Below are 21,838 nucleotides of genomic sequence, written 5' to 3'. Positions count from 1 at the left end.
AGAAATGCGCCGGTCGACCGCTGCTTTTTTGTTCTTTAATTTTTGAAATTGGTCACCGCTTAGTAGGCAACACGGTTCAATATGGTGTGCTTACGAATCATGGAGAACAGCGCCAAACTGAAGTAATCGTTTGACCTAAATAGCTAAAAAACCACGACTGCTATCCAGTCGTGGTTTTTTAATTGCTCTTTGCCTGCCGCAGCTCATCGGCATAAGCATTTAGCTTGCGCAGCCGATGATTGACTCCTGATTTTGAGATCGGGCCGCCTGGCACCAAAACGCCCAGCTCTTTTAAGCTGACCTCTTGATGTGCAAGCCGGGTTTCAGCAATTGCCCGCAGTTTTTCTGGCAAGCTGTCCAAACCGACCATTGAATCGATCAAACGAATATTTTCGATCTGACGATTAGAGGCATTGGCTACCTTATCCATATTGGCATTTTCACAGTTAACCAAGCGATTGACGGAATTACGCATATCACGAACGATTCGGATATTTTCAAACTTGAGCATGCCGTTAGTGGCACCGATCAGCTGAAGAAACTCCGCAATTTTTTCCGCTTCCTTTAAGTAGACGATATAGCCGCTGCGACGCGCCGTGGTTCTGGCATTTAGGCGGTAGCGATTGATCATCTGGGCAATCATCTCATTATGTTCTTCATATAATGAATAGATTTCCAGGTGATAGCGCGAGGTTTCCGGATTATTGACCGAGCCACCCGCTAAAAAAGCCCCGCGCAGGTATGAACGAATCATTAAATCATCCTTAAGCAGCGCCATTGGGACCTTTTCTTTGATCTGAAAGCCTTCTAAAATTCCCAAATCACTGAGAATCTCTTGCGCATGGTAGCGAAGCCTTACAACGTATTGATTGTTCTTTTTCAGCTTCATTTTTCGCCGGACGACGATCTCACTTTCGACTTGATAAAACTGCTTTAAAAGCGAATAGATTCTTCTGGCAATGGCGGGACTTTCTGTTTGGACGTTAAGAATCATGTTGCGGTTAGCAATTCCCAAAGATCCATTCATCCGAATCAGCGCCATCAGTTCGGCCTTGGCATTATCCAAGTGCACCTGCAGCCCCGTCAGCTCTTTTTTTACCTCGCTGGCATATGACATGCGCGATCCTCCTCTTAGTTAATAATGTACGCCATGCAGACGATTCAGCAGTTCAGCCACCACCTTGTCGCGATCATGAAAGGCGCCGTTATCCCTTAAGCGCAGGAAGTTACTGGAGATTACCCGACATCCCATATCCCGCAATCCTTGAAAATCATGCTTGACCGGCTGGGAAATCTCATTCCATTCCTTGAAATCAATGTAGTCTTTAGGTACCGGTTGGATATTTACCAAAACGGTATCTATAAAGTTCTGTTTTAAATGCGAATTAAGCACGCGTACATGATCGGCATCAGAGAAATTGTCGGTTTCACCCTTTTGAGTCATGATGTTGCAGATGTAGACGACTTCTGCTTTGGTTTCACAAACAGCCTTGCCGACGTTTTCAATCATCAGGTTAGGCAAGATACTGGTAAACAGACTCCCAGGTCCCAAGACGATCTGATCGGCATCCATAATGGCATCAATGACCTGCTTAACGGCCGCTGCTTGATGATGGTCATTGTTATTGGACGGTGTAATCCAGACACGCTGAATCCGTTTATGAGCGGCCGTAATCTCTGACTCGCCGCTTAGAGTCGAGCCATCTGTAAATTCAGCGTTTAAGGTTAATGGCTCATCGGTAACGGGATAGATATGTCCTCTGATCTTCATCAGTGATGACAATTCCTGGACCGCCGCAAAAATATCGCCGCCTTTCATCTCAGCCAACGCCGAAATGATCAGGTTGCCGATTGCATGGCCAGCTAAAAACTGATCGGTACTGTTAAAACGATACTGAAAAATCTCTAGTTCCAGTTCAGAAAGCTCCGATAAGGCAACCAATGCATTACGGATATCACCAGGTGGCACCACGTTGACGTAATTGCGCAGGATTCCTGAGGAGCCGCCATCATCAGCTACCGTCACGATTGCCGTCACATCAACGTCTTTATCTCTAAGACCATGCAGAATCTCAGGAAGTCCCGTCCCACCACCAATCATTACGATTTTAGGTTTATGGATCATTCAAATACCTCCTTATTTTGCCTTATCAACATCGCGATGATGCAGATTGACCGTATAGCCGCCTTTGCGCAGATCTTGATTTAACAGGTTGGCAATCGTCACTGAACGATGCTGCCCACCCGTACAGCCAATCGCAATCGTCAAGCTGCTTTTTCCTTCTTGAATATAGCCTGGCAAAGCAACCTTCAGCAAAGCTTTTAAATGTGAGTAGAAATCTTTAGCCAGCTGACTCTGCATGACGTAATCCTGCACTGGCTGATCATTGCCGGTTAGATGCTTAAGCTCAGGCAAGTAGAACGGATTGGGCAGAAAGCGGGCATCCATAACGATATCAGCATCCAATGGCAAGCCGTACTTAAAGCCAAATGACATCACTTCAACAAAAAAGCTGCTGGTCTGACCATCGCCAAAGTAATCATCAATTCTTACACGCAGATTACGCGGCGTCAGTTCAGTCGTATCAATTACAACATCGGCCTGACTCTTTAAATCACTCAATAATGTCCGTTCTTTTTGGATTCCTTCTAAGACGCCACCTTGCCGTGATAATGGATGTGAGCGGCGTGTCTCTTTATAGCGCGAAACCAGCTCAACATCGCTGGCATCCAAAAATAAAATCTCAACTTGCAGATCAGTACGACTCTTTAAGCGCTGAATGCAGGGCAGAATCTGATCGTAAAATTCCTGTGAGCGCGAATCCATTACCATCGCCATTTTGTCAAATTCAGCAGCGTTTTGGATCACGTCGGCAAATTTTTCCGCCAGATTCGGCAGCATGTTATCAATTACAAAGTAGCCAAGATCCTCAAAGCTTTGAACGGCAACCGTCTTACCGGCACCGCTCATCCCAGTAATGATCACGACTTGCAGTGGTTTTGCCACGAAGCTGTCACCTCTATTCAAAATACGGTTTCCATTGTATCATACCCGGGCGTGTCTTTTAATTTTGAAGTCTTTTCCACCTAATAAAAGGCACCCTTGAAGCGACCAATAGCTTCCAGAATGCCTAAGTTTCACTTGGTTAAAGTCTTAGATTTGCTAAGGCCTGCCTTAAATCAGCAATGCTCAGCTGACCAGGTGCTGAAGCCGTACCAACCGTGCCAAACGTCAATGCTGATCCAAAAACCGCACCAGCAATCCGCGTTACCTTGCCCAGATCTCCCATTGCCATGGTAATCAAAGGCAGGTCCAGTTTTTCATGGGCCTGGTGAGTAGCCGACAGCAGCGTCAAAACATCAGCCGGATTTTGAGGCATCACGGCAATTTTGGCAACATCAGCTCCCAGATCAGCCATTTTATGAAGTCGATAGTAGATTTCACAGGCGGTTGGCGTCTGCTTAAAGTCATGACTGCTCATGATTACCTTGATGTCATGAACATGGGCCAATTCAACGATTCGCATAACGGTTTCTTTTTGATGAAACAATTCAACATCGATGGCCGTCGTCAGCTCATTTTCAACCACCAAACGCAAAATCTGAAAATATGTCTCCTCATCAATGGCTAGATTACCGCCTTCTTTGGCCGTGCGAAACGTAGTCAAAAGCGGTGTCTCACCCAGCGCTTGTTTAAGGTCAAGCGCAGCTGTTTTGAGTTTGGCCGAATCCAAAACGTCAGCCAAAAAATCAATCCGCCACTCAACGACATCCGGCTGGGCGGCCAAAACCGTTCGTGCCTGCTCAATCATCGCTGTTTGATCGGCTGCTACGATTGGAACGGCGATTTTAGGGCTTCCATCGCCTAAGACGACGTTATTCAGCTTTACTTTTTTCATCTAGTCTTCCTCTTTAAAAAGCAGATTGCGAATGTATTCAACCGGCATATCCTGGCCAGTCCAAAGCTTAAAGGCCGCTGCTCCCTGCTCCAGCATCATTCCCAGCCCATTAAAGACGTGATCGACGCCAGCCTGCTTGGCAACCTGCATTAACTTGGTTTCACGCGGCGCATAGACCGTATCATAAACGATCATGTCTTGGTGAAACCATGTTGGATCCGCAACCAAAGTCATGTCTTCCAGCGGCTTCATCCCTACGCCGGTTGCATCCACATAGATATCACAGCTGGCCAGTTCTTTTTTAAAGTCGGCCTGGTCTTCAAGATGATGCAGCGTGGCATGCGCACCCGTTTTTTCGTTGATGATCTTAACATTGCGGACGGCATTTGCCCATTTGTCGTCATCAATGTTGAATAAGGCGATTTCTTTAACTCCCTCAATAGCTGCCTGCATGGCAATCGGTGTTCCGGCCCCGCCAGCACCAGTCAGCACCATCTTTTGACCGGCAATATCCAGTCCTTCATCCTTTAACGACTGCATAAAGCCGATTCCATCCGTCGTGTACCCTGTCAAGACACCATGATCATTGACAATGGTATTAACGGCTTGGCAGAGTTCAGCTGACTCATCCAAGCGATCAAGGTAAGGGATTACTTTTTGTTTATTGGGCATTGAGATGTTTGAGCCGCGCATATCCAGCGTTCTGATGGCATCAATGGCTTTAGGCAGCTTTTGATTGTCGATTTCAAAACAGAGGTAGGCATAATTAAGCCCCAGCTTGGCAAAAGCATTATTGTGCATGGTTGGTGACATCGAATGACGAATCGGGTCCGCCATCAAGCCAATCAAAATCGTATGACCATTCAGTGAGATGTTTTTTCCGGTATGAATGTTATTCAGATCCATCTGCAAGACCTCCATTTTAACTTCTTTTTAACGAAATTATAATGTTTTAATCTTAATATAATGGCATTGCAATTTCAATCATAAACATAGAAAAAGCTTAGCGCACCTTTATGCAGCTAAGCTTAATCCCACTTTATATTAAAGTTCATTTATTTTCCTGCTGAGCCTTTCTGTAAGCACACCATAACAACACGTATTCCAACCGCCGCGCGGACCTTCTATACTTGAGGAAACTCATATAGGAGGTCTTTTTGATGGCTCAAAATGAAATCGTTGAAGTCAGCGCCACTTCAAACGACCGCAAGACTAACCGGCGCGTGCTGGTAGCCTCACTTTCGATTCAGAAGGTGCGGCTTAACATCTACCAAGACGCTGATCCTGCGATGATCGAAAATCTGATTAAACTCCTCATTGATCATGCTAGTTAATTGGACCCAGCCGAAGCATGTTTTTATCGTCTGCGGCAAAACCGATCTGCGCAAAGGTATTGATGGCTTAGCGGCAGTGGTCGCCGAAAACTATGATCTGGATCTGTTTGATGATTCCCTATTCCTTTTCTGCGGTACGCGGAATGATCGGTTTAAGGGACTCTATTGGGACGGTGAAGGATTCATCTTGCTTTATAAACGTTTTGAAAATGGTGGTCTGCGCTGGCCACGGCATCGCAATGATGCCGTCCAGTTAAGCCGCCGTCAAATCAAGCTGCTTTTGGAAGGTATCTCTCCGTTGCCTGTTAAGCGGGTCAAACCCGTATCAAATGGGCATTTATATTGATTTTAGTCTGTTAATTTTCTAACATTTCTGATATGCTTAATAGCATTCAGAAGCGTTAGGAGGTGACGAACTATGGCTCAAGCACAACAGCCCAAGAATCTTGAAGAAGCCTTGCAGGTCATTCAGCAATTGTCTGAAGTGATTCAGCAACAAAACGAGCTGATCAATCAGTTGAAGGTAGCCCTTCAGCTTCAACAGCATCGCCAATTCGCAAAAAAAAATGAGTCTTTAAACCCAGATCAGCTCTCTTTATTTGAAGAGAAGCAGGTTGAAGCAACTGATAGCGAAGAACCTTCAGATGCGGCGGTAGAAAAGCGAGAATCCAGTCGTCACCCTAAGCCAAAGAAAAGCAACAGCCGGAAAGAAAATCTGGATAGTCTGCCACAGGAGAACTGTGAATACGACCTGGATGATAAAACTTGTCCTGACTGTCATCAAGAAATGAAGCAGATTGGCCGCCGATTGGCAAGTCGCGAAGCGGTATACGTTCCAGCACATACCGTTTGTAGGAACGTTTATGCGAAGACATACAAGTGTCAGCATTGTCATCCCAACGGTGGCGATAAGCTGGTTACGGCCAAGACGCCGAGTCCGCTGTTTAATCACAGCTATATCTCAAGCAGCATCCTGGCAACGATTGCGGCTAACAAATTTGATTTGGCTGTGCCGTTTAATCGTCAGGAACGCATGTGGCAAGCAGCTAATCTTGAATTGGATTCCAAGCAAATGGCAAATGCGGTGATTAAAGGTGCCAGGCGGTTTTTAAAACCATTGAGCGACGTTCTTGTCAGCCAATTGCGACAAGAGAAAGTTGTTCATATGGATGAGACTCCTTTTCAAGTGCTCGACAGCGGGAAAAGCAAGTCCTTTTTCTGGGCTTTGCGAACACCGAAGGAGTTCGCAAAACATCAGATAGCCTACTTTCACTATGCGCCGACTCGTTCAGGAAAAGTCATCAGTGACGTACTGACTCCTGACTATACGGGAGCGGTTATGTGTGACGGCTATCGTGGCTACGGCCAAGAGCAGCTGCCCAAAGCAACGTTTGGCAGCTGTCTCATACATATTCGCCGACCATTTATTGAATTGGTCAAAGGCCTCACGTTAAAGAATAATGCCCAGGCAACGCAAGCCGTAAAGCTGCTTAGCCGAGTGTTTCATAAGGAAAATAACTTGAGGTATAAAACGCCGGCTGAGAAAAAAGCGCAGCGACGAAAACTGGTCAAGCCACTGTTGGATGCCTTCTATCGCTTTATTGAAGGGATTGCTTATCCGATGCATAAGCTGAAAGACGCAGTCAAAAACGCCTTGAAACTTAAGGATCGTGTATATCAGATCTTTGAGATTGGCGAGCTGCCGTTAAGCAATAACTCGGTTGAGCAGAGCATCCGACCGTCGACCATCATTCGCAAAAACAGCCTGTTTGCGAAATCTACAGCCGGTGCGGAAGCCAATGCGATCTTCTATACGATCGTTCAGACGGCCAAACTAAATAATCTGGATATCTTCAAATATCTGAAATTGATCTTTGAAGCCTACACGCGCTCTCAGAACCTGGATCTGAAGGCTTATTTGCCATGGAATCCAACCGTTCAGCAGATTTGCGGCAAATAAAATCACTAGGATAATGAAATGGGGCATCTCGCCAAGCAGCGAGATGCCTCATTTTTTCGTGTATTTTTCAACCCGTACCATTGTGGTGTGCTTACGCCTTTCTTTGCCGATCTCGTTCAAGCATTGGCTTCAAGTACTGCCCTGTGTAGCTTTCAGGTACTGCGGCAATCGTTTCTGGCGTTCCGGCTGCTACGACAAAGCCGCCAGCCTCGCCACCCTCTGGACCCAGATCAATCAGCCAATCCGCTGACTTCACCACGTCTAGATCATGCTCAATCACCAAAACCGTATTCCCGGCATCAACCAAGCGCTGCAAGACACCCAACAGCCGCTTGATATCAGCCATATGCAGACCAGTTGTCGGCTCATCAAGAATATAGAAGCTCTTGCCATGTGATTGACGGTGCAGCTCACTGGCCAGTTTCATTCGCTGGGCTTCCCCACCAGAAAGCGTTGTTGCCGGCTGCCCCAGCTGTACGTAGCCCAGACCAACATCCTCAATCGTCTGCAGCTTACGCCGAATCTTAGGAATTGCACTGAAAAATTCCAAAGCTTCTGAAACCGTCATTTTCAAAACTTCAGCAATGTTTTTGCCCTTATACTCAACTTCCAGCGTTTCAGAATTATAGCGCGTACCGTGACAGACCTCGCATGGTACATAAACATCCGGCAAAAAGTTCATTTCAATCTTTAAAATCCCATCGCCTCGGCAGGCCTCACAGCGACCACCCTTAACGTTAAAGCTAAAGCGTCCCTTGGTATATCCGCGCAGCTTAGCCTCATTGGTCTGGGCAAACAGATCACGAATATCATCAAAAACGCCGGTATAGGTTGCCGGATTGCTGCGTGGCGTTCTGCCGATTGGCGACTGGTCGATATCGATTACCTTTTCAACGTTTTCCAGACCGCTGATTGACTGATAGCGTCCCGGCTTTGCCGATGCACCATTGAGTTTTTGTGCCAGGATTCGTTTTAAGATCAGATTGACCAGTGTCGACTTGCCAGAGCCAGAAACCCCGGTAACGCATATGAATTCACCCAGCGGAAACTTAACGTCGATGTTTTTAAGATTATTGGCTCGCGCGCCTTTAAGCTCAATAAAATTGCCATTGCCCGTTCGCCGCTTTGCTGGTACCGGAATCTGCTGTTTGCCTGAAAGATACTGACCAGTCAGTGATTTACGTGAGCGCATAATCTGCTTGGGCGTTCCGGCCGCCATGACCTGACCGCCATTTTCGCCCGCACCAGGACCAATGTCAATAATATAGTCGGCAGCCCGCATCGTGTCTTCATCATGCTCAACGACAATCAGTGTATTGCCAAGATCACGCATTTTTTTGAGTGAGGCAATCAAGCGATCGTTATCGCGCTGATGAAGACCAATTGAAGGCTCGTCCAAGACATACATTACTCCAGAAAGGTTCGAGCCGATCTGGGTAGCCAGCCGAATCCGCTGCGCCTCGCCACCAGAAAGCGTCCGTGCGGCTCGACTCAGGGTCAGATATTCAACGCCAACATTGGCCATAAAAGTCAGCCGATCCAGAATTTCTTTTAAGATCGGCTGAGCAATCTTGGCCTTGGCTGGTGAAAGCTCAACCGATTCAAAAAACGGAATTGCCTTGCTGATTGGCAGTTCTGAGACCTCACCAATGTTTTGGCCCATGATCTTAACTGCCAGTGCTTTTTGATTTAAACGATAGCCATGGCAGGCCGGACAAGGCAGCTCAGTCATGTATTTGCGCATCTGTTCGCGCGTAAAGTCAGAATTGGTTTCCCGATAGCGACGCTTAACGTTATTGATCACGCCTTCAAATGGAACGTCAACATCCCGCACGCCGCCAAAGTCATTTTCATAATGGAAATGGAAAGTGGTTTCGCCATTGCCATAAAGCACTTGTTTTTGCTGTTTGGCAGGCAGTTTCTCAAATGGAACATCCATATCAATATCTGCTGAGTCACAAAACTGTTCCAGCATTTTGGGATAATACTGTGAAGAAATGGGATTCCAAGGCAGCATTGCCCCTTCACGCAGCGTTTTTTTCCGATCCGGCACGACCAGCTCCTCATCGACCTCCAATTTGCTGCCCAGCCCCTCGCATTCCGGACAGGCCCCCAGCGGCGCGTTAAACGAAAACAGCCGCGGTTCCAGCTCGCCAACCGTAAAGCCGCAGATTGGACAGGCATACTGTTCAGAAAACAGCAACGGTTCGCCGCCAATCACATCGGCCGTGGCATAGCCGTCACTCAAGCGCAGGGCAGCTTCAAACGAGTCAAACAGGCGTGAACGGATGCCTTGTTTGATAATGATCCGGTCAACCACGACGTTAACGGTGTGCTTCTTATTTTTGTCCAGTGCTGGAACCTCTTCTAGATCATAGGTTTGACCATCAACCTGAACCCGTACGAACCCAGCTTTTTTGATTTTTTCAAAAACGCTTTTTTGAGTTCCTTTCTTGTCACGAACAATCGGCGCCAACACCTGCAGCCGTGTCCGCTCTGGCAGTTCCATGACCCGATCAACCATCTGATCAACGGACTGGCTGGCAATCACGCTGCCATCATTAGGACAGATTGGCGTTCCTACACGAGCCCATAACAGCCGTAAAAAGTCATTGATTTCGGTTACCGTCCCAACCGTTGAGCGCGGATTATGAGAAGTCGTTTTTTGATCGATCGAGATCGCCGGTGACAGTCCATCAATCGAATCAACATCTGGCTTGTCCATCTGCCCTAAGAACTGTCGCGCATAGGCCGACAAGCTCTCCACATAGCGCCGCTGTCCCTCTGCGTACAAGGTATCAAAGGCCAGCGAGCTTTTTCCAGATCCGGAAAGCCCGGTAATTACGACCAGCTTGTTTTTAGGAATCGTCACGTCAATGTTTTTTAGGTTGTGGGCACGTGCGCCATGCACCACGATTTTATCGTTGGCCATTGCCAACCCCCCCTAGCTTCAATGTTTAGCTTGTTTGTTTTTTGGATTCTTGACTGCCGCATTAAGCTCCATGATTGTGTCGCGCAGCGTGGCGGCCTGTTCAAAGTCAAGTCGTTTAGCGGCTGAACGCATCTGCTCAGTCAGCTCAGCCAGCAGATTCTGCTGCTCGTCTTTTGCCAAAGCCTTGAAATCTTTAACCGTAAACTCAGTATCATGCTCGATCTTACCAGCATCCTCAGCCGGCTTAACTGCAGTAATTGCTTCTTGAATCGGCTTGATAATAGTCTTAGGCACGATATGGTGCGCCTGATTATAGGCTTCTTGAATCTCACGCCGCCGTTTCGTCTCATCAATAGCGGCCTGCATCGAGTCAGTAATCGTATCGGCATACATGATGACCTGACCGTTGGCATTACGGGCAGCCCGCCCAATGGTTTGGATCAAGGAGCGTTCATTACGCAAGAAGCCTTCCTTATCCGCATCCAAAATTGCAACCAGCGAAACTTCCGGAATGTCCAGACCTTCTCGCAGCAGGTTGATTCCGACCAATACATCAAATTTGCCCAACCGGAGTTCACGAATGATCTGCGTTCTTTCCAGCGTCTTGATATCACTGTGCAGATATTTGACCTTTAAACCGAGATCTTTTAGATAATCCGTTAAGTCTTCTGACATTTTCTTGGTCAGAGTAGTAATCAAGACCCGCTCATTTTTTGCGATCCGCTGATTGATTTCGCCAACCAGATCATCAATCTGTCCCATAACCGGGCGAACCTCAACTTTAGGATCCAAAAGTCCAGTTGGCCGAATGATCTGCTGAACGACGTGATCAGTCTGTTCCTGCTCATATGGTCCAGGAGTTGCTGACATGTAGATGACCTGATTGACCCGCTCCTCAAACTCGCTCAGCTTAAGCGGCCGGTTGTCCAATGCACTGGGCAGTCGGAATCCATAGTCGATCAGCTGCTGCTTGCGGGCCCGATCGCCATTATACATTCCCCGCACCTGTGGCATGGTCTGGTGTGATTCGTCAACGACCAGCAGAAAATCCTTAGGGAAGAAATCCAAAAGCGTAAACGGCGGCTCGCCTGGCTTGCGGCCGTCCATGTAGCGCGAGTAGTTTTCAATGCCGTTGGTGTAGCCCATCTCACGCATCATTTCGATGTCATAGGTCGTCCGCTGCTGAATTCGCTCGGCTTCCAGCGGTTTGCCTTCCTTGGTGAATTTTGCGACCTGTTCTTTCATTTCAGCCTCGATTTGCGGCAAGGCAGTATCCATAATGTCATCGCTGGTCAAAAAGTGCGTAGCTGGGAAGATCGAGACCTGCTCGCGATCACCGATGATCTCGCCAGTCAAGGCATCAACCTCACGAATTCGGTCAATCTCATCGCCGAAAAACTCGACGCGCAGTGCCCGCTCATCGCGTGAAGCCGGGAAGATCTCAACGACATCGCCATGCACGCGAAACCGGCCCCGCTGAAAATCAATATCATTGCGATCAAACTGAATCTCGACCAGATCTCTTAACAGCTGATTACGCTCAATTTCTTGGCCGACATGCAGCGACAGAACGTGATCACGATATTCGCGCGGATCACCCAAGCCAAAGATACTGGAAACCGAAGCAACGACAATCACGTCATTACGCTCCAAAAGCGCACTGGTTGCCGCGTGCCGCAGCTTGTCGATCTCATCATTGATTGAGGCATCTTTTTCAATATAGGTATCACTGGATGGTACATAGGCTTCAGGCTGATAGTAGTCATAGTATGAAACGAAATACTCAACTGCATTATTAGGGAAAAATTTTTTCATTTCACCATATAACTGACCAGCCAGCGTTTTGTTATGCGACAAAATCAGCGTTGGCTTATTGGCTTTGGCAATAACGTTTGAAATCGTAAACGTCTTGCCTGTTCCCGTGGCTCCCAGCAAAATCTGCGCGTGCTCGCCTTTTTTTAACCCCTGCGTCAGTTGCGCGATGGCTTCGGGCTGATCACCGGTTGGCTGGTAGTCGGAAATCAATTCAAATGGTCGATCTGGCTGACGATAAATCAAAATTTTTCCCCCTTGCAGACGGTTGATGGCTGTTACCTTAATAAAATCGGTACAAGTCTATCACACGAACGTTTATTCGTCTAATGATTTGCACTGTAAGCACACCATATTGAACCGTGTTGCCTACTAAGCGGTGACCAATTTCAAAAATTAAAGAACAAAAAAGCAGCGGTCGACCGGCGCATTTCTGCGTGGTCGACCGCTGTTCATTTATCAATTAGGCTTTGCAGCTTTCTTGAATTTCACGAGCCCATGGCAAATAAGCCTCTATTTCTGGCGTTTCGCGTTTTGTAAAGGCGCTAAGCAGGGTCTCTAAATATTTAAAGACATCCAAATGATTTAGTTTTGCGGTTTGCACGATGCTATACCAGATCGCATTGGCTTTGGCCCCAGCCGTGGACTTCGCAAACAGACTGTTCTTTCTGACCAGCGTGGTGGGACGAATCAGTTGCTCATTGTGATTATTATGCAATGGCAGCTCTCCATGCCTGAACATCTGGTAAACCCGCTTCTTCAATTTGAGGGCATTTTTGATTGCATTGCGTAGCGGTTTGAGTGGCGATTTCGTCAAGGCTTCTTCAATCAGCTGATAGAAATCATCAATCATCGCTTTTAAATGCTGACGCCTTTGGGCTGCCTTCTCACTTGCTGATGAATATTTCAACCGTTTTTCGATGTGAAATACTTTGGCAAGGATCCGCACGGCGTCACTCGCAATACTTTGCCCTTGAAAGCGGGTAATCTTTGGATCAAGCAGTCGCTTAAATTGGCGATTGATATGAACCAGACAGGTCCCCCAATACGCTTCTGGTAAGCGATTATCAGAATATCCACTAAACCCATCACACATAATACCGCCAGAAAAGTCATCACCTAAGATTTCTGTAATAACCTTTCCTGATCGTGAAGGGGCATAGTGGAAATACGATACTTGATGTGGACTGAATTCTGCCGTAGAACAGGCTGACCAGAAGTAGCCATGTGATTGATCAAGATCCAGAACTTGAAATGGCGTCTCATCAAGCTGCACCACAGGTGCTGCCTTGATTTCTTGACGCAGACGTTCATAAATCTTTTGCCCAAACCTTTCGCCAGCTTCAATTACCCCACGAGCCATATGTTTGCTGGTGATGGGAAGTCCGAGGCGCTCCCAATACTGCGTCTGGCGGGTAAACGGTACTGCCAGACCAAACTTTTCAAAAAGTACTTCGGCGATTACCGAGCTTGAAAGGTAACTGTGTGGAAACAAGGGCTGTGGCGTCTTTGCCTGAACGAGTACATCATTGTCGGTTTCCGGATCTTGACAGTGTTCGCATCTAGCCGTTTCAGTACATACGATTTTGCAGCACAAGTGGGCAGGAATCAGTTTAACTTCACGATATTGTTCATGTTTGCCGATAACCGTCATCATTTGACCGCATTGATCACAAGTCAGTTCTTGCTCGCTTAGCTGATGAAGTTCTTCAACTTGTTCTAGGCAATCAAGCAATTGTTTACGTGATTCCTTTGATTTGCATTTTCTCTGGTGACTGGTAACGGTAGTGGTCAACTTTTCTACTGTTGAATCATTCGTTGGCACGGTTTCCTGTTCGTTGTCATCAAACAGATCCAACTGGCCAGCACTTAATTTTTCAGTTTTTTTTCCAAAAAGTTGCTTTTGCAGATAGTTTACCATCTCGGTCAGTTCCGCAATCTTAGCCTTTAGTTCTTTGTTTTCACGCAAGGCTTCTTCTAAAGTGATCTTCTCAGCCATTACCAATCACCTCCTTTATTATCTGATGACCATTAGGTTATCAGATAATGGAGGCAAATAAAAGAGGAACTTGTTAATACCCTGGTCCCTTAATAGCCGGCCTGATTCGTTTCTGAGGCAGTGGCGAGATGCCTTCTAACAATGCCTTAATCTGACTCTTGGTTAATGCCACTGCGTCTTCTCGATGTCGCGGCCATCGCAGTCCACCATTTTCAAAGCGTTTATAAAGCAGGATGAATCCTTCGCCGTCCCAGTACAAGCCTTTGAAGCGGTCATTACGATTGCCACAAAATAGGAATAACGAATCATTATCTAATTCCAAGCCATAATTCTCTGCGATCACCATGGCCAAACCATCAATCCCCTTCCGCAGATCGGTCTTGCCACAAACTATGTAGACGTGCTGAGGGGCACTCCAGTTAACCAGCATAAGCGGCTACTGCTTTAATGATCTCACTAACCAGAGCGGGATCTGCTTCTTGGTAGACATTAATTTTTACTTGGTGCAGTGAAACGGTCGCAGTCAAGCGTGAGCGCTTAGTAACCGGCTTCTTTGTTCGTGGTATATCAACTTCGACAAAATCTTGCTTCATAAAAAGTCCTCCTCCTTGAATATGTCTTCAAGTATAGGAGAACTTGGGATTTAATCATATGCGGTTGGTTATAGTGTGCTTACTTTGCACTGTCATTTTCAGATCATTTCAAAATAAAAAGCTGCCTTTGTTCTGGCAGCTTATCTTGCTTAGTTTGACTGGCGCCCAGCACGTTCTTCCATATCCGGTGCCACCCGTGCGATATAGTCCGGCAACTTCTCTAGAGTCGGCAAAGCCTTGTTATGCTTGTACATCCGCGAGTTGGCCATTGCCTGACGATTGATCCAGACATTATGCCAGGAACGATCCGCAGCTGGCTTAATGTCTTGCCAATAGTCGCTGCCAATGTGAGCATGCGCTTGATGGTCAAAATCAAGCTTTTCAGCAACTCGCTCAAACAAAGCAGCTTGCGGCTGGTAGGACTGTGCCTGTTCAGCCGTTAAAATACCATCCAGCCATTCATCAAGCGCCTGCAGCTGAGCCTGAGCAATATCATTGTCAGTGTTGGCAACTGCATATAGCTTATTGTGGCGCTTGAGCAGCGGCAGCGCTTTTAACGCATCATCAAATGGCGACAGTTCTTTTTTTGCAGCCAGCAGTTCTTCGTAGTGACGAGCAAACCAGCCCCGATCATTAAACTGAACATCCATCAGCATCAAGGTCTGTTTTAAGATCGTCTTGGCATCTTGATAGGCCTGGCCATACTGCAGACGGGCCTGATAAAAACGATAGGCAAAAGCAACCTGTTCTGCATCCAGTTTTGGTTCTTCAGCAAGTGCTTTTAATTTTTCAAAAAATGGCGTTTCGTCCAATAGCGTACCATTGACGGCAAAAGTCAAAATCATTGGCAAAGGGCTCCTTTTTAAATTATTCTTTTATCCAGTATAGCGCACTTTCAATCATCATGACGCTGTTCAACGGCTAATTTACCCATTAGATAAAACTGCAGTCCGGTCGCTGCTAAATAGATCAGCAGCATAGCCGCCATCCAGCCCATATGCTTGCCGGCCAGACAAAAACCGCCGACAAACATGGCAAAATTAGCCAGCCCTGATAATAAGATCTGGCCATCAATCCGACGACGCGTTGGCTTATCCATTTCAATTCCTCCTTGAGGTAGCGTTGTCGTCAACCACCATCGGCTAAAGTCGATGGCTTGTGGGCAAACACCCCGATATTGAGTGTCTGAACCACAATTTGCATAGATACGGACGATTTACTCAAACAGCCGCAGTTGCTTGAGCAGTGATCATCTAATTACCAATGCCTTTTACATTCCCAGGTTGCCATAGGAATGAGCCCAGCTTTTTGACTAGGCTTTTTGTTGTTTCTGGAGTCCTTTTTCTAAAATATTCAGTGCTGCATTGTAATCGCGGATATGATGAACATGGCACCGTGGACATATCCATTCACGATCTGCCAGTGTCAGCTTTTCGGTCCCGTCACTTCCCATTACAAAACCGCAGTCATGACAGGTTTGGGTCGTGTTTTTAGGGCTGACCGTGATAAATTGACGGTCATAGAGGTCGGCTTTGTATGACAACATACCCAAGAAAGACCGCCAGCCAACATCGCTGATGCTCAATGCCAAGGCACGATTTTTTAGCAGATTCTTACTCCTCAATTCTTCGGCTACAACGAGATCTTGGTTCTTGATCAGTGCTGTAGACGTGCGTTGGAGAAAATCATGGCGGCGGTCAAATACCCGTGCATGGATCTTAGCGACTAACAAACGCTGCTTCTGGTAGTTTTTGCTTTCCCGCAAGGAACGCTGCTCTTTTTTAGCCCGGCGCTGGCGACGTGAAAGAGTGCGCTGTGCTTTAGCTAATTTTCCCTTGATTGTTCGATAGTAGCGTGGGTTAGCGACGGTTCGACCATCACTGGCAGTCAGAAAGTTTTCTGTATTTAGGTCAATGCCAATTTGCCGATTAGTACGGCTAAGCTTAGGAACAAACGGTGTATCTGAACCTAATTGCAGCGACAGAAAGAATCGATCGGCAGCATCTTTGGAAATGGTTACCGTACCAATGCGTGTTTCGCCTTGACGATCCAATAGTCGCTGCTGAGCACCTTTGATCCGCAAACGTCCTAGTTTAGGCACCACAATATGTTTGCGATCTTCAAAGCAGACGGTACCGTTGTCTAGCCGGGCCGTCTTTTGTTTTGGATATTGACAGTTGGTCTGGTATCGCCAGGCATAGCTTTTACGATGAAATTTTGGCACACCGGCTTCATGAACCTTGCGAAAAGCGTTCCAAGCCTTGTGATAGTTTTGAATGGCATTAGCCTTAGCAAGACTGTCAATACGCTCATCTTCTAAAAACTGGAAATGATTTGACATCTGCTTAGCGTTTTGACGAAGCTTTAGCTGTTGGATCCGATCTTGAACCGTATCAATCGACAGTTTGATTCGGTTTAATTGCCAGAGTTCTTTACCGATCGCAACCATCTCATTATAGACGAAACGACTGGCATCGCTGTTAACCTTGATTATTTGTTTCTGGTAATCACTCGGATAGATACGAACCTTCAATCCATAATGATATTCTAACTGTGCCATTGACTTCATTTTTTCACCTCCTTTAATTGAATTATATCATCAGCTAATGACTATAACGATTAAGGTGTTCTTAATGACTAAAGAAAAAATTCAAGACGCAGTTTATACTCGTCGATATATCTATAATTTTCATTACCATTTAATCTGGGTAACTAAGTATCGTCACCAGACTTTTTCAACTAAGGAACTGATAGACGAAATGAAAGACATATTGCGAATGGTCGCAAAAGATAACGAAATTGTAATCGAAAAGCTGGAAGTCATGCCGGATCATGTTCATGTGCTGATCAGTTTTCCACCTAGCAAGGCGCCAACCAGCACTATCGCTCAAAGGACATTTATTTTTCTCAAACGGCATCCAGAAATTTGATAATCTGAATATTGGGGTGGTCATTTATGGTCTCCCAGCTACTATATGAGTACGCTTGGCAATATGAGTAAAGATGTAGTGGAAAACTATATCAACAATCAAAAATACAATGCACTCCAAAAGAAAAAGTGTCCAAATGGACGTTGAGTGAGCCTATCCATCCCATGACTAAAGTCACGGGATTTTCGGCTAGGCATAATTAAATTATAGGTGATTGACGCGCAAATTGCATTTATTTGTCAAACCGCTAAAAACGTGAAAGAATTAGTTATCTTACCAGTCTATCGGAAAGGATGTTTGGCATGTTTGTTACGCCAGCTATGTGTGAAGGACTAGAACGTGAATATCTTACCTATCGCTTCAATCAGCATACCAATTATCTGACGGGATTTTTTCGCTCACCGCTTTTAGAACCGGGGCGGACCGAATTTGTTTTTCGCCCCACTAAAGCAACGATTACTGCCTATGATCGTGCACGGCTAGAATTGAATGAACGTTCCCGATTGGCACAGCAAAAAGCCGGCATTCCCGAAAATCTTCAGCAGCTGGCATTTTCCCAAAGCTTTAGCCAGGATTTCAATGAAAACGACTATCGCTACTCAACGGTTCAGGCCACGCGCTGGATGGAGGAGCTGACTGGCCAGCCGATTCATATCTGGCGAGTCAGTGCCCAGCTGCTGGATCATGTAGGCACGACTTCATTGGATCATACCCTGCTGTGCTTTTTTGGCACCGATCCAATGCATCATGACTACCAGATGTTTACTGCTGGTTTTGCACCACTGTATCACTTAGCGCATTCAATGGAGGCGGCTTTCAATTTTTCCGCCAACGATCTTTTTTCAACCAACTATCATCAGTTTGATCAATGGGTCTTTACTCTGTTCCATACCTTGGCGCTGGAAATGACCGAACAGCCCGATCAAGGCGAGGCCGCTGCCAGTGATACCTTGTTTTTACAGCCGGATCGTCATTTTGAACGGTGGACGCTTCAAGACGACTTTCCGACCCGTGCCGACTATTGGAATCTGCACGGCCGAGTTATCATGGCAATGTCGCTGGATGCTGATCTAGCCGGCGAAGAGCCAGATTAGAAAGGATGGCGCGTATGATTCCAGATGAATTGTTTGAACAGCTGCTGCAGGAATTCTCCAGCGATCCAGTTCATGATTACATTTTAAAGACTTTTTCATCTTCACCGCTCAAACCAGGCGAGACTGAATTTTTTTACTCACCCCTGGGACTTGATACCTTCACTGCTTTTGACGAACAGCGCAGTCGCATTGCGGCTCAAAGGATTCATCATTCGATCCCTTCATTTACCGAAGAATTCATGACCGATCCTAAAAGATTCGCTGGCTCAACCAGATTTGCCAATCAATTGCTGACCAGCTATGCCAATTCGACGCGTGATCGGTCTGATCAAACCGTCGTTCAGACAAAAGCAGTCGTGGCCGCGCTGCTTGACGTTATTGGCACTCAGCAGCCCTGGCAGACGCTGCAGCTTTATTATGGTCAATCGCATGACGAGCAGGACTATTTTCTGCTGCAGACGGGAATCGTTCCATTGATTGCCCTGGCTCGCGATCTGGCGCATGATCATGAAATTATGAACCAAGACGCTGATCTGGCTCACATCAATGACGTCCAGAACTTTGCCGCTGCCTTAAACGATATCGCATTTGCATTGGCTCATCGCTGGTTTAGCGAGATTGTTTTATCATCGCCAGTTATGACAAGCTTGCAGGCAGCCTGGCCCTATCTGCTGATTCCAGCTCAAAAAGGTCTTTTTAATGCGTTGTTATCCGCAGATTCGTTCAGCTCTTTGACAGCCAGCCAGCGACACGTCCAATTGCTGGTCCCATTCAGATTAATCCACTAAAAAAGATTCTGCCTGCCCAGCAGAATCTTTTTTGGTCAGCGCTGAATTATCTGCGTGGTAATCACGGCCAATTGGGTTTGGCTTTGTGTCCCGGCATTGTCTTTTAAAAGCTCTGGCAGAATCTTTTTTAAGAAGTACTTTACGCTGGCCATCTCACGAAACTCCATGATCGACTCCAGACTAGAGCGATAGATATCCATGTAGACCGGCTCAGGATTGCCCTTTTGAATCTCGCCAAACGATTCATACATCAGGTCAATCTTATCGGCTACCGACAGAATCCGCCCTTCCAAGCTGTCATCCTTGCCTTCACTGAACCGACGACGATAAGCCTGGCGAAACTCTGGCGGAATCTCGGTTTCGATAAAGTTTTCCGTCAAAGAGTCGTCAACCTTGGCCAGCATCTCGCGCAGCTCAGGCGTGGCATACTTCACTGGCGTTTTGATATCGCCGATAAAACGTTCCGTATAATCATGGTTCAAGGCCTTTTCATAAAGCGAGCGCCAATCGACCTCATTGCCGGATTGTTCTTCAATATCGCCCAGCATCTGTGCTGCCTGCGTAACCTTAAATGAATGCGCCGCTACGTTATGCTGCTCAAACTTAAAGTATCCCGGCGCACGATTGATCATCTCAAGATCGCTTAAACTTTTTAAATACTCGTGCATTCCCATCCGATCACCTGCTTTCATATTGATAGTTAATCGAAAAAACGGCTTGTGGTTTCCCGCAAGTCGTTTTCAGCTTAGCTAGGCTTCAGCAAATTCTTGCAGTGCCTTTTCAAAGTCAGCAAGTTTCTGCTTGGCGCCTGCCAGCGTATCAGCACTCGTACCAATGTAGTACTTGAGTTTTGGTTCCGTACCAGAAGGACGAATGGCAATCCAGGTACCATCAGCCAAAACGTAGCGCAATACATTTGATTCAGGAATTCCCAGCTCTTCAACCGTGCCGTCAGCCAGCGTCTTGGTATTGTTGGAGAAGTCTTCGGTTACCGCAACTTTTTGACCAGCAAAATGCGTTGGCGCTTCTTCACGGAACTTCTTCATCAGACTCTTGATCTTGGCTGGACCTTCAACACCGGCATAGGTATTGGCAATCGTCTTTTCTTGGAAGTAGCCGTACTTTTGGAACAATTCCTGCAGACCATCGTACAGCGTCATGTTGCGGCTCCGGTAGTAGGCAGCCACTTCTGCCAGCAGCGTCAGCGTTTGGATGGCATCCTTGTCACGAACGAATGGCTTGATCAGGTAACCGAAACTTTCTTCAAAGCCAAACATAAACGTGTGGTTGTGCTTGGTTTCGTATTGGTGAATCTGATCGGCAATCCACTTAAAGCCGGTTAAAACGTTAATCATCTTAACGCCATAATCAGCAGCAATCTTAGTGGCAAATTCAGTCGAAACGATTGACTTAACGGCAGCGGCATTGGCTGGCAGCGTTCCAGCCTGCTTGTGCGCTTCCAAAATGTAGTGCAGCATGATCGAAGCAATCTGATTACCAGTCAAGAGCAGATATTCGCCATCTGGCTGCCGAATTGCGCATCCCAAACGGTCGGCATCCGGATCAGTGGCAATCAGAATGTCGGCGTTGACCTGCTTGCCCAGTTTTTCAGAACGAACGAATGCTTCTGGAAATTCTGGGTTAGGATGTTCCAGGCCAGGGAAGTCCCCGTTTGGCTGACCTTCAAACGGCTCAACCTCATAGTTGGTAAAGCCGGCTTGACGCAAGGCCCGTTCGCCAAGCATCCGTCCCGTACCGCACAACGGCGTAAAGACAAACTTCATTTCCTTGCCGTACTTTTTAGCCAGCTCATGGTTGATCGTGACCGTTTTGGCATTTTCCAGATAGGCAGCGTCAACATCTTCGCCCATGATGGTTTCCAGACCACTGTTGAGCATTGCTTGTTCATCTGCCAGCTTGATGTCGAAAATATCATCAATCTTGCGGATGTAGCTGGTCATTAAATCAGATTCCTTAGGTGGCATCTGACCGCCATCTTCGCCATAGATCTTGTAACCATTATATTCCTTAGGGTTGTGGCTGGCCGTAATCATAATGCCGGCATAAGTATGCTGATAACGAACGGCAAATGACAGCTCTGGGGTCGGCCGCAGATTGTCATAGATGTAGACCTTGATATTGTGGGCTCCCAAGACACGAGCAGCATCATGGGCAAACAAGCGTGAATTATGCCGGGAATCATAGCTGATGGCAACCCCGCGCTGCTTGATTTCATCACCCAGCGTATCCATGAATTGAGCCAGGCCTTCTGTAGCTTGACGAACCGTGTAGACGTTCATCCGATTGATACCAGGGCCCATCAATCCCCGCATGCCGGCCGTACCGAACGAAAGCGGACCATAAAAGGCATCCTCGATTTCTTTTTCGTCCTTCATTGCTGCCAATTGACGCTTCAAGCTTGGTTCCAGGTCTTTGCGATCAAGCCAAGTCTGGTAGGTATCTTTCCAACTCACAATGACATCTCCTTAAATTATAA

20 protein-coding genes and 1 pseudogene are annotated in these 21,838 nt (G+C 46.7%); 6 read left to right on the top strand and 15 right to left on the bottom strand.

The window, feature by feature from the left end; all coding sequences use genetic code 11:
* Window positions 1-178: 178 nt before the first annotated feature.
* The 5 genes from whiA to ABC765_RS01760 all read right to left on the bottom strand — a co-directional run bounded on the left by whiA (window position 179) and on the right by ABC765_RS01760 (window position 4,805).
* A complete protein-coding gene (gene whiA / locus ABC765_RS01780) occupies window positions 179-1,117 on the bottom strand; it encodes a DNA-binding protein WhiA (protein WP_347952742.1) in 939 nt (312 codons plus the stop codon).
* An 18-nt stretch (window positions 1,118-1,135) separates the two neighbouring features.
* Window positions 1,136-2,125 carry a uridine diphosphate-N-acetylglucosamine-binding protein YvcK gene (yvcK, locus tag ABC765_RS01775; protein WP_006500400.1) on the bottom strand — a complete coding sequence of 330 codons (990 nt, stop codon included), beginning with the start codon at window positions 2,123-2,125 and terminating at the stop codon, window positions 1,136-1,138.
* A gap of 12 nt (window positions 2,126-2,137) precedes the next feature.
* Window positions 2,138-3,007 (bottom strand): RNase adapter RapZ, encoded by an 870-nt coding sequence (rapZ, locus tag ABC765_RS01770; protein WP_347963299.1) that lies wholly within the window; start codon window positions 3,005-3,007, stop codon window positions 2,138-2,140.
* A gap of 139 nt (window positions 3,008-3,146) precedes the next feature.
* A complete protein-coding gene (aroD, locus tag ABC765_RS01765) occupies window positions 3,147-3,899 on the bottom strand; it encodes a type I 3-dehydroquinate dehydratase (protein WP_347980584.1) in 753 nt (250 codons plus the stop codon).
* Complete coding sequence (locus ABC765_RS01760; RefSeq protein WP_347980583.1) at window positions 3,900-4,805, bottom strand: shikimate dehydrogenase; 906 nt, start codon at window positions 4,803-4,805, stop codon at window positions 3,900-3,902. It lies immediately after the preceding gene.
* Window positions 4,806-5,059: 254 nt separating this feature from the next.
* On the opposite strand from ABC765_RS01760, the gene ABC765_RS01755 reads away from it, so the two are divergent.
* The 3 genes from ABC765_RS01755 to ABC765_RS01745 all read left to right on the top strand — a co-directional run bounded on the left by ABC765_RS01755 (window position 5,060) and on the right by ABC765_RS01745 (window position 7,193).
* Complete coding sequence (locus ABC765_RS01755; protein ID WP_347963296.1) at window positions 5,060-5,233, top strand: hypothetical protein; 174 nt, start codon at window positions 5,060-5,062, stop codon at window positions 5,231-5,233.
* On the top strand, window positions 5,223-5,579 hold the full coding sequence (tnpB, locus tag ABC765_RS01750) for an IS66 family insertion sequence element accessory protein TnpB (RefSeq protein ID WP_347963295.1): 357 nt from the start codon (window positions 5,223-5,225) through the stop codon (window positions 5,577-5,579). The genes ABC765_RS01755 and tnpB (ABC765_RS01750) overlap by 11 nt, the downstream gene beginning before the upstream one ends.
* Window positions 5,580-5,651: 72 nt before the next feature.
* Window positions 5,652-7,193: an IS66 family transposase gene (locus ABC765_RS01745; RefSeq protein ID WP_347963294.1), complete on the top strand. Its 1,542-nt coding sequence runs from the start codon at window positions 5,652-5,654 to the stop codon at window positions 7,191-7,193.
* A gap of 91 nt (window positions 7,194-7,284) precedes the next feature.
* On the opposite strand, the gene uvrA is transcribed toward ABC765_RS01745, so the two are convergent.
* The 8 genes from uvrA to ABC765_RS01705 form a co-directional block, all read right to left on the bottom strand.
* Window positions 7,285-10,125 carry an excinuclease ABC subunit UvrA gene (gene uvrA, locus ABC765_RS01740; RefSeq protein ID WP_347980582.1) on the bottom strand — a complete coding sequence of 947 codons (2,841 nt, stop codon included), beginning with the start codon at window positions 10,123-10,125 and terminating at the stop codon, window positions 7,285-7,287.
* 18 nt (window positions 10,126-10,143) lie between these two features.
* On the bottom strand, window positions 10,144-12,183 hold the full coding sequence (gene uvrB / locus ABC765_RS01735; RefSeq protein WP_347952737.1) for an excinuclease ABC subunit UvrB: 2,040 nt from the start codon (window positions 12,181-12,183) through the stop codon (window positions 10,144-10,146).
* Between the two features lie 217 nt (window positions 12,184-12,400).
* Window positions 12,401-13,936, bottom strand: a complete 1,536-nt coding sequence (locus ABC765_RS01730; protein WP_347952914.1) for an IS66 family transposase — start codon at window positions 13,934-13,936, stop codon at window positions 12,401-12,403.
* 73 nt (window positions 13,937-14,009) lie between these two features.
* Window positions 14,010-14,366, bottom strand: a complete 357-nt coding sequence (tnpB, locus tag ABC765_RS01725) for an IS66 family insertion sequence element accessory protein TnpB (RefSeq protein WP_013437559.1) — start codon at window positions 14,364-14,366, stop codon at window positions 14,010-14,012.
* Entirely contained in the window at window positions 14,356-14,529 is a 174-nt protein-coding gene (locus ABC765_RS01720; RefSeq protein ID WP_303094221.1) for a hypothetical protein, read from the bottom strand. The genes tnpB (ABC765_RS01725) and ABC765_RS01720 overlap by 11 nt, the downstream gene beginning before the upstream one ends.
* A 149-nt stretch (window positions 14,530-14,678) precedes the next feature.
* Entirely contained in the window at window positions 14,679-15,374 is a 696-nt protein-coding gene (locus tag ABC765_RS01715; RefSeq protein ID WP_347952736.1) for an HAD family hydrolase, read from the bottom strand.
* 50 nt (window positions 15,375-15,424) lie between these two features.
* Entirely contained in the window at window positions 15,425-15,628 is a 204-nt protein-coding gene (locus ABC765_RS01710; RefSeq protein WP_034541293.1) for a hypothetical protein, read from the bottom strand.
* A gap of 213 nt (window positions 15,629-15,841) precedes the next feature.
* Complete coding sequence (locus ABC765_RS01705; protein ID WP_347963292.1) at window positions 15,842-17,098, bottom strand: transposase; 1,257 nt, start codon at window positions 17,096-17,098, stop codon at window positions 15,842-15,844.
* 37 nt (window positions 17,099-17,135) lie between these two features.
* Here ABC765_RS01705 and tnpA point away from each other — a divergent pair.
* The 3 genes and pseudogenes from tnpA to ABC765_RS01690 all read left to right on the top strand — a co-directional run bounded on the left by tnpA (window position 17,136) and on the right by ABC765_RS01690 (window position 19,341).
* Window positions 17,136-17,606, top strand: a pseudogene (gene tnpA, locus ABC765_RS01700) (IS200/IS605 family transposase).
* A gap of 155 nt (window positions 17,607-17,761) precedes the next feature.
* On the top strand, window positions 17,762-18,553 hold the full coding sequence (locus ABC765_RS01695; protein ID WP_347952735.1) for a hypothetical protein: 792 nt from the start codon (window positions 17,762-17,764) through the stop codon (window positions 18,551-18,553).
* A gap of 14 nt (window positions 18,554-18,567) precedes the next feature.
* Window positions 18,568-19,341 (top strand): hypothetical protein, encoded by a 774-nt coding sequence (locus ABC765_RS01690; protein WP_347952734.1) that lies wholly within the window; start codon window positions 18,568-18,570, stop codon window positions 19,339-19,341.
* A gap of 35 nt (window positions 19,342-19,376) precedes the next feature.
* On the opposite strand, the gene ABC765_RS01685 is transcribed toward ABC765_RS01690, so the two are convergent.
* Window positions 19,377-20,015 (bottom strand): HD domain-containing protein, encoded by a 639-nt coding sequence (locus tag ABC765_RS01685; RefSeq protein WP_347952733.1) that lies wholly within the window; start codon window positions 20,013-20,015, stop codon window positions 19,377-19,379.
* Window positions 20,016-20,090: 75 nt separating this feature from the next.
* Entirely contained in the window at window positions 20,091-21,815 is a 1,725-nt protein-coding gene (locus tag ABC765_RS01680) for a phospho-sugar mutase (RefSeq protein WP_347952732.1), read from the bottom strand.
* Window positions 21,816-21,838: the final 23 nt, after the last annotated feature.

The sequence above is a fragment of the Limosilactobacillus sp. WILCCON 0051 genome, assembly GCF_039955095.1.
Classification (GTDB): domain Bacteria; phylum Bacillota; class Bacilli; order Lactobacillales; family Lactobacillaceae; genus Limosilactobacillus; species Limosilactobacillus allomucosae.
This window is presented reverse-complemented; position numbering and strand designations above follow the sequence as displayed.

Bases quoted from the DNA above. Each gene is read 5' to 3' on its own strand.
- whiA (WP_347952742.1), bottom strand. From the start codon at position 1,117: ATGTCATATGCCAGCGAGGTAAAAAAAGAGCTGACGGGGCTGCAGGTG.
- yvcK (WP_006500400.1), bottom strand. From the start codon at position 2,125: ATGATCCATAAACCTAAAATCGTAATGATTGGTGGTGGGACGGGACTT.
- aroD (WP_347980584.1), bottom strand. From the start codon at position 3,899: ATGAAAAAAGTAAAGCTGAATAACGTCGTCTTAGGCGATGGAAGCCCT.
- ABC765_RS01760 (WP_347980583.1), bottom strand. From the start codon at position 4,805: ATGGATCTGAATAACATTCATACCGGAAAAAACATCTCACTGAATGGT.
- ABC765_RS01755 (WP_347963296.1), top strand. From the start codon at position 5,060: ATGGCTCAAAATGAAATCGTTGAAGTCAGCGCCACTTCAAACGACCGC.
- tnpB (WP_347963295.1), top strand. From the start codon at position 5,223: ATGCTAGTTAATTGGACCCAGCCGAAGCATGTTTTTATCGTCTGCGGC.
- ABC765_RS01745 (WP_347963294.1), top strand. From the start codon at position 5,652: ATGGCTCAAGCACAACAGCCCAAGAATCTTGAAGAAGCCTTGCAGGTC.
- uvrA (WP_347980582.1), bottom strand. From the start codon at position 10,125: ATGGCCAACGATAAAATCGTGGTGCATGGCGCACGTGCCCACAACCTA.
- ABC765_RS01730 (WP_347952914.1), bottom strand. From the start codon at position 13,936: ATGGCTGAGAAGATCACTTTAGAAGAAGCCTTGCGTGAAAACAAAGAA.
- tnpB (WP_013437559.1), bottom strand. From the start codon at position 14,366: ATGCTGGTTAACTGGAGTGCCCCTCAGCACGTCTACATAGTTTGTGGC.
- ABC765_RS01720 (WP_303094221.1), bottom strand. From the start codon at position 14,529: ATGAAGCAAGATTTTGTCGAAGTTGATATACCACGAACAAAGAAGCCG.
- ABC765_RS01715 (WP_347952736.1), bottom strand. From the start codon at position 15,374: ATGATTTTGACTTTTGCCGTCAATGGTACGCTATTGGACGAAACGCCA.
- ABC765_RS01710 (WP_034541293.1), bottom strand. From the start codon at position 15,628: ATGGATAAGCCAACGCGTCGTCGGATTGATGGCCAGATCTTATTATCA.
- ABC765_RS01705 (WP_347963292.1), bottom strand. From the start codon at position 17,098: ATGAAGTCAATGGCACAGTTAGAATATCATTATGGATTGAAGGTTCGT.
- ABC765_RS01695 (WP_347952735.1), top strand. From the start codon at position 17,762: ATGTTTGTTACGCCAGCTATGTGTGAAGGACTAGAACGTGAATATCTT.
- ABC765_RS01690 (WP_347952734.1), top strand. From the start codon at position 18,568: ATGATTCCAGATGAATTGTTTGAACAGCTGCTGCAGGAATTCTCCAGC.
- ABC765_RS01685 (WP_347952733.1), bottom strand. From the start codon at position 20,015: ATGGGAATGCACGAGTATTTAAAAAGTTTAAGCGATCTTGAGATGATC.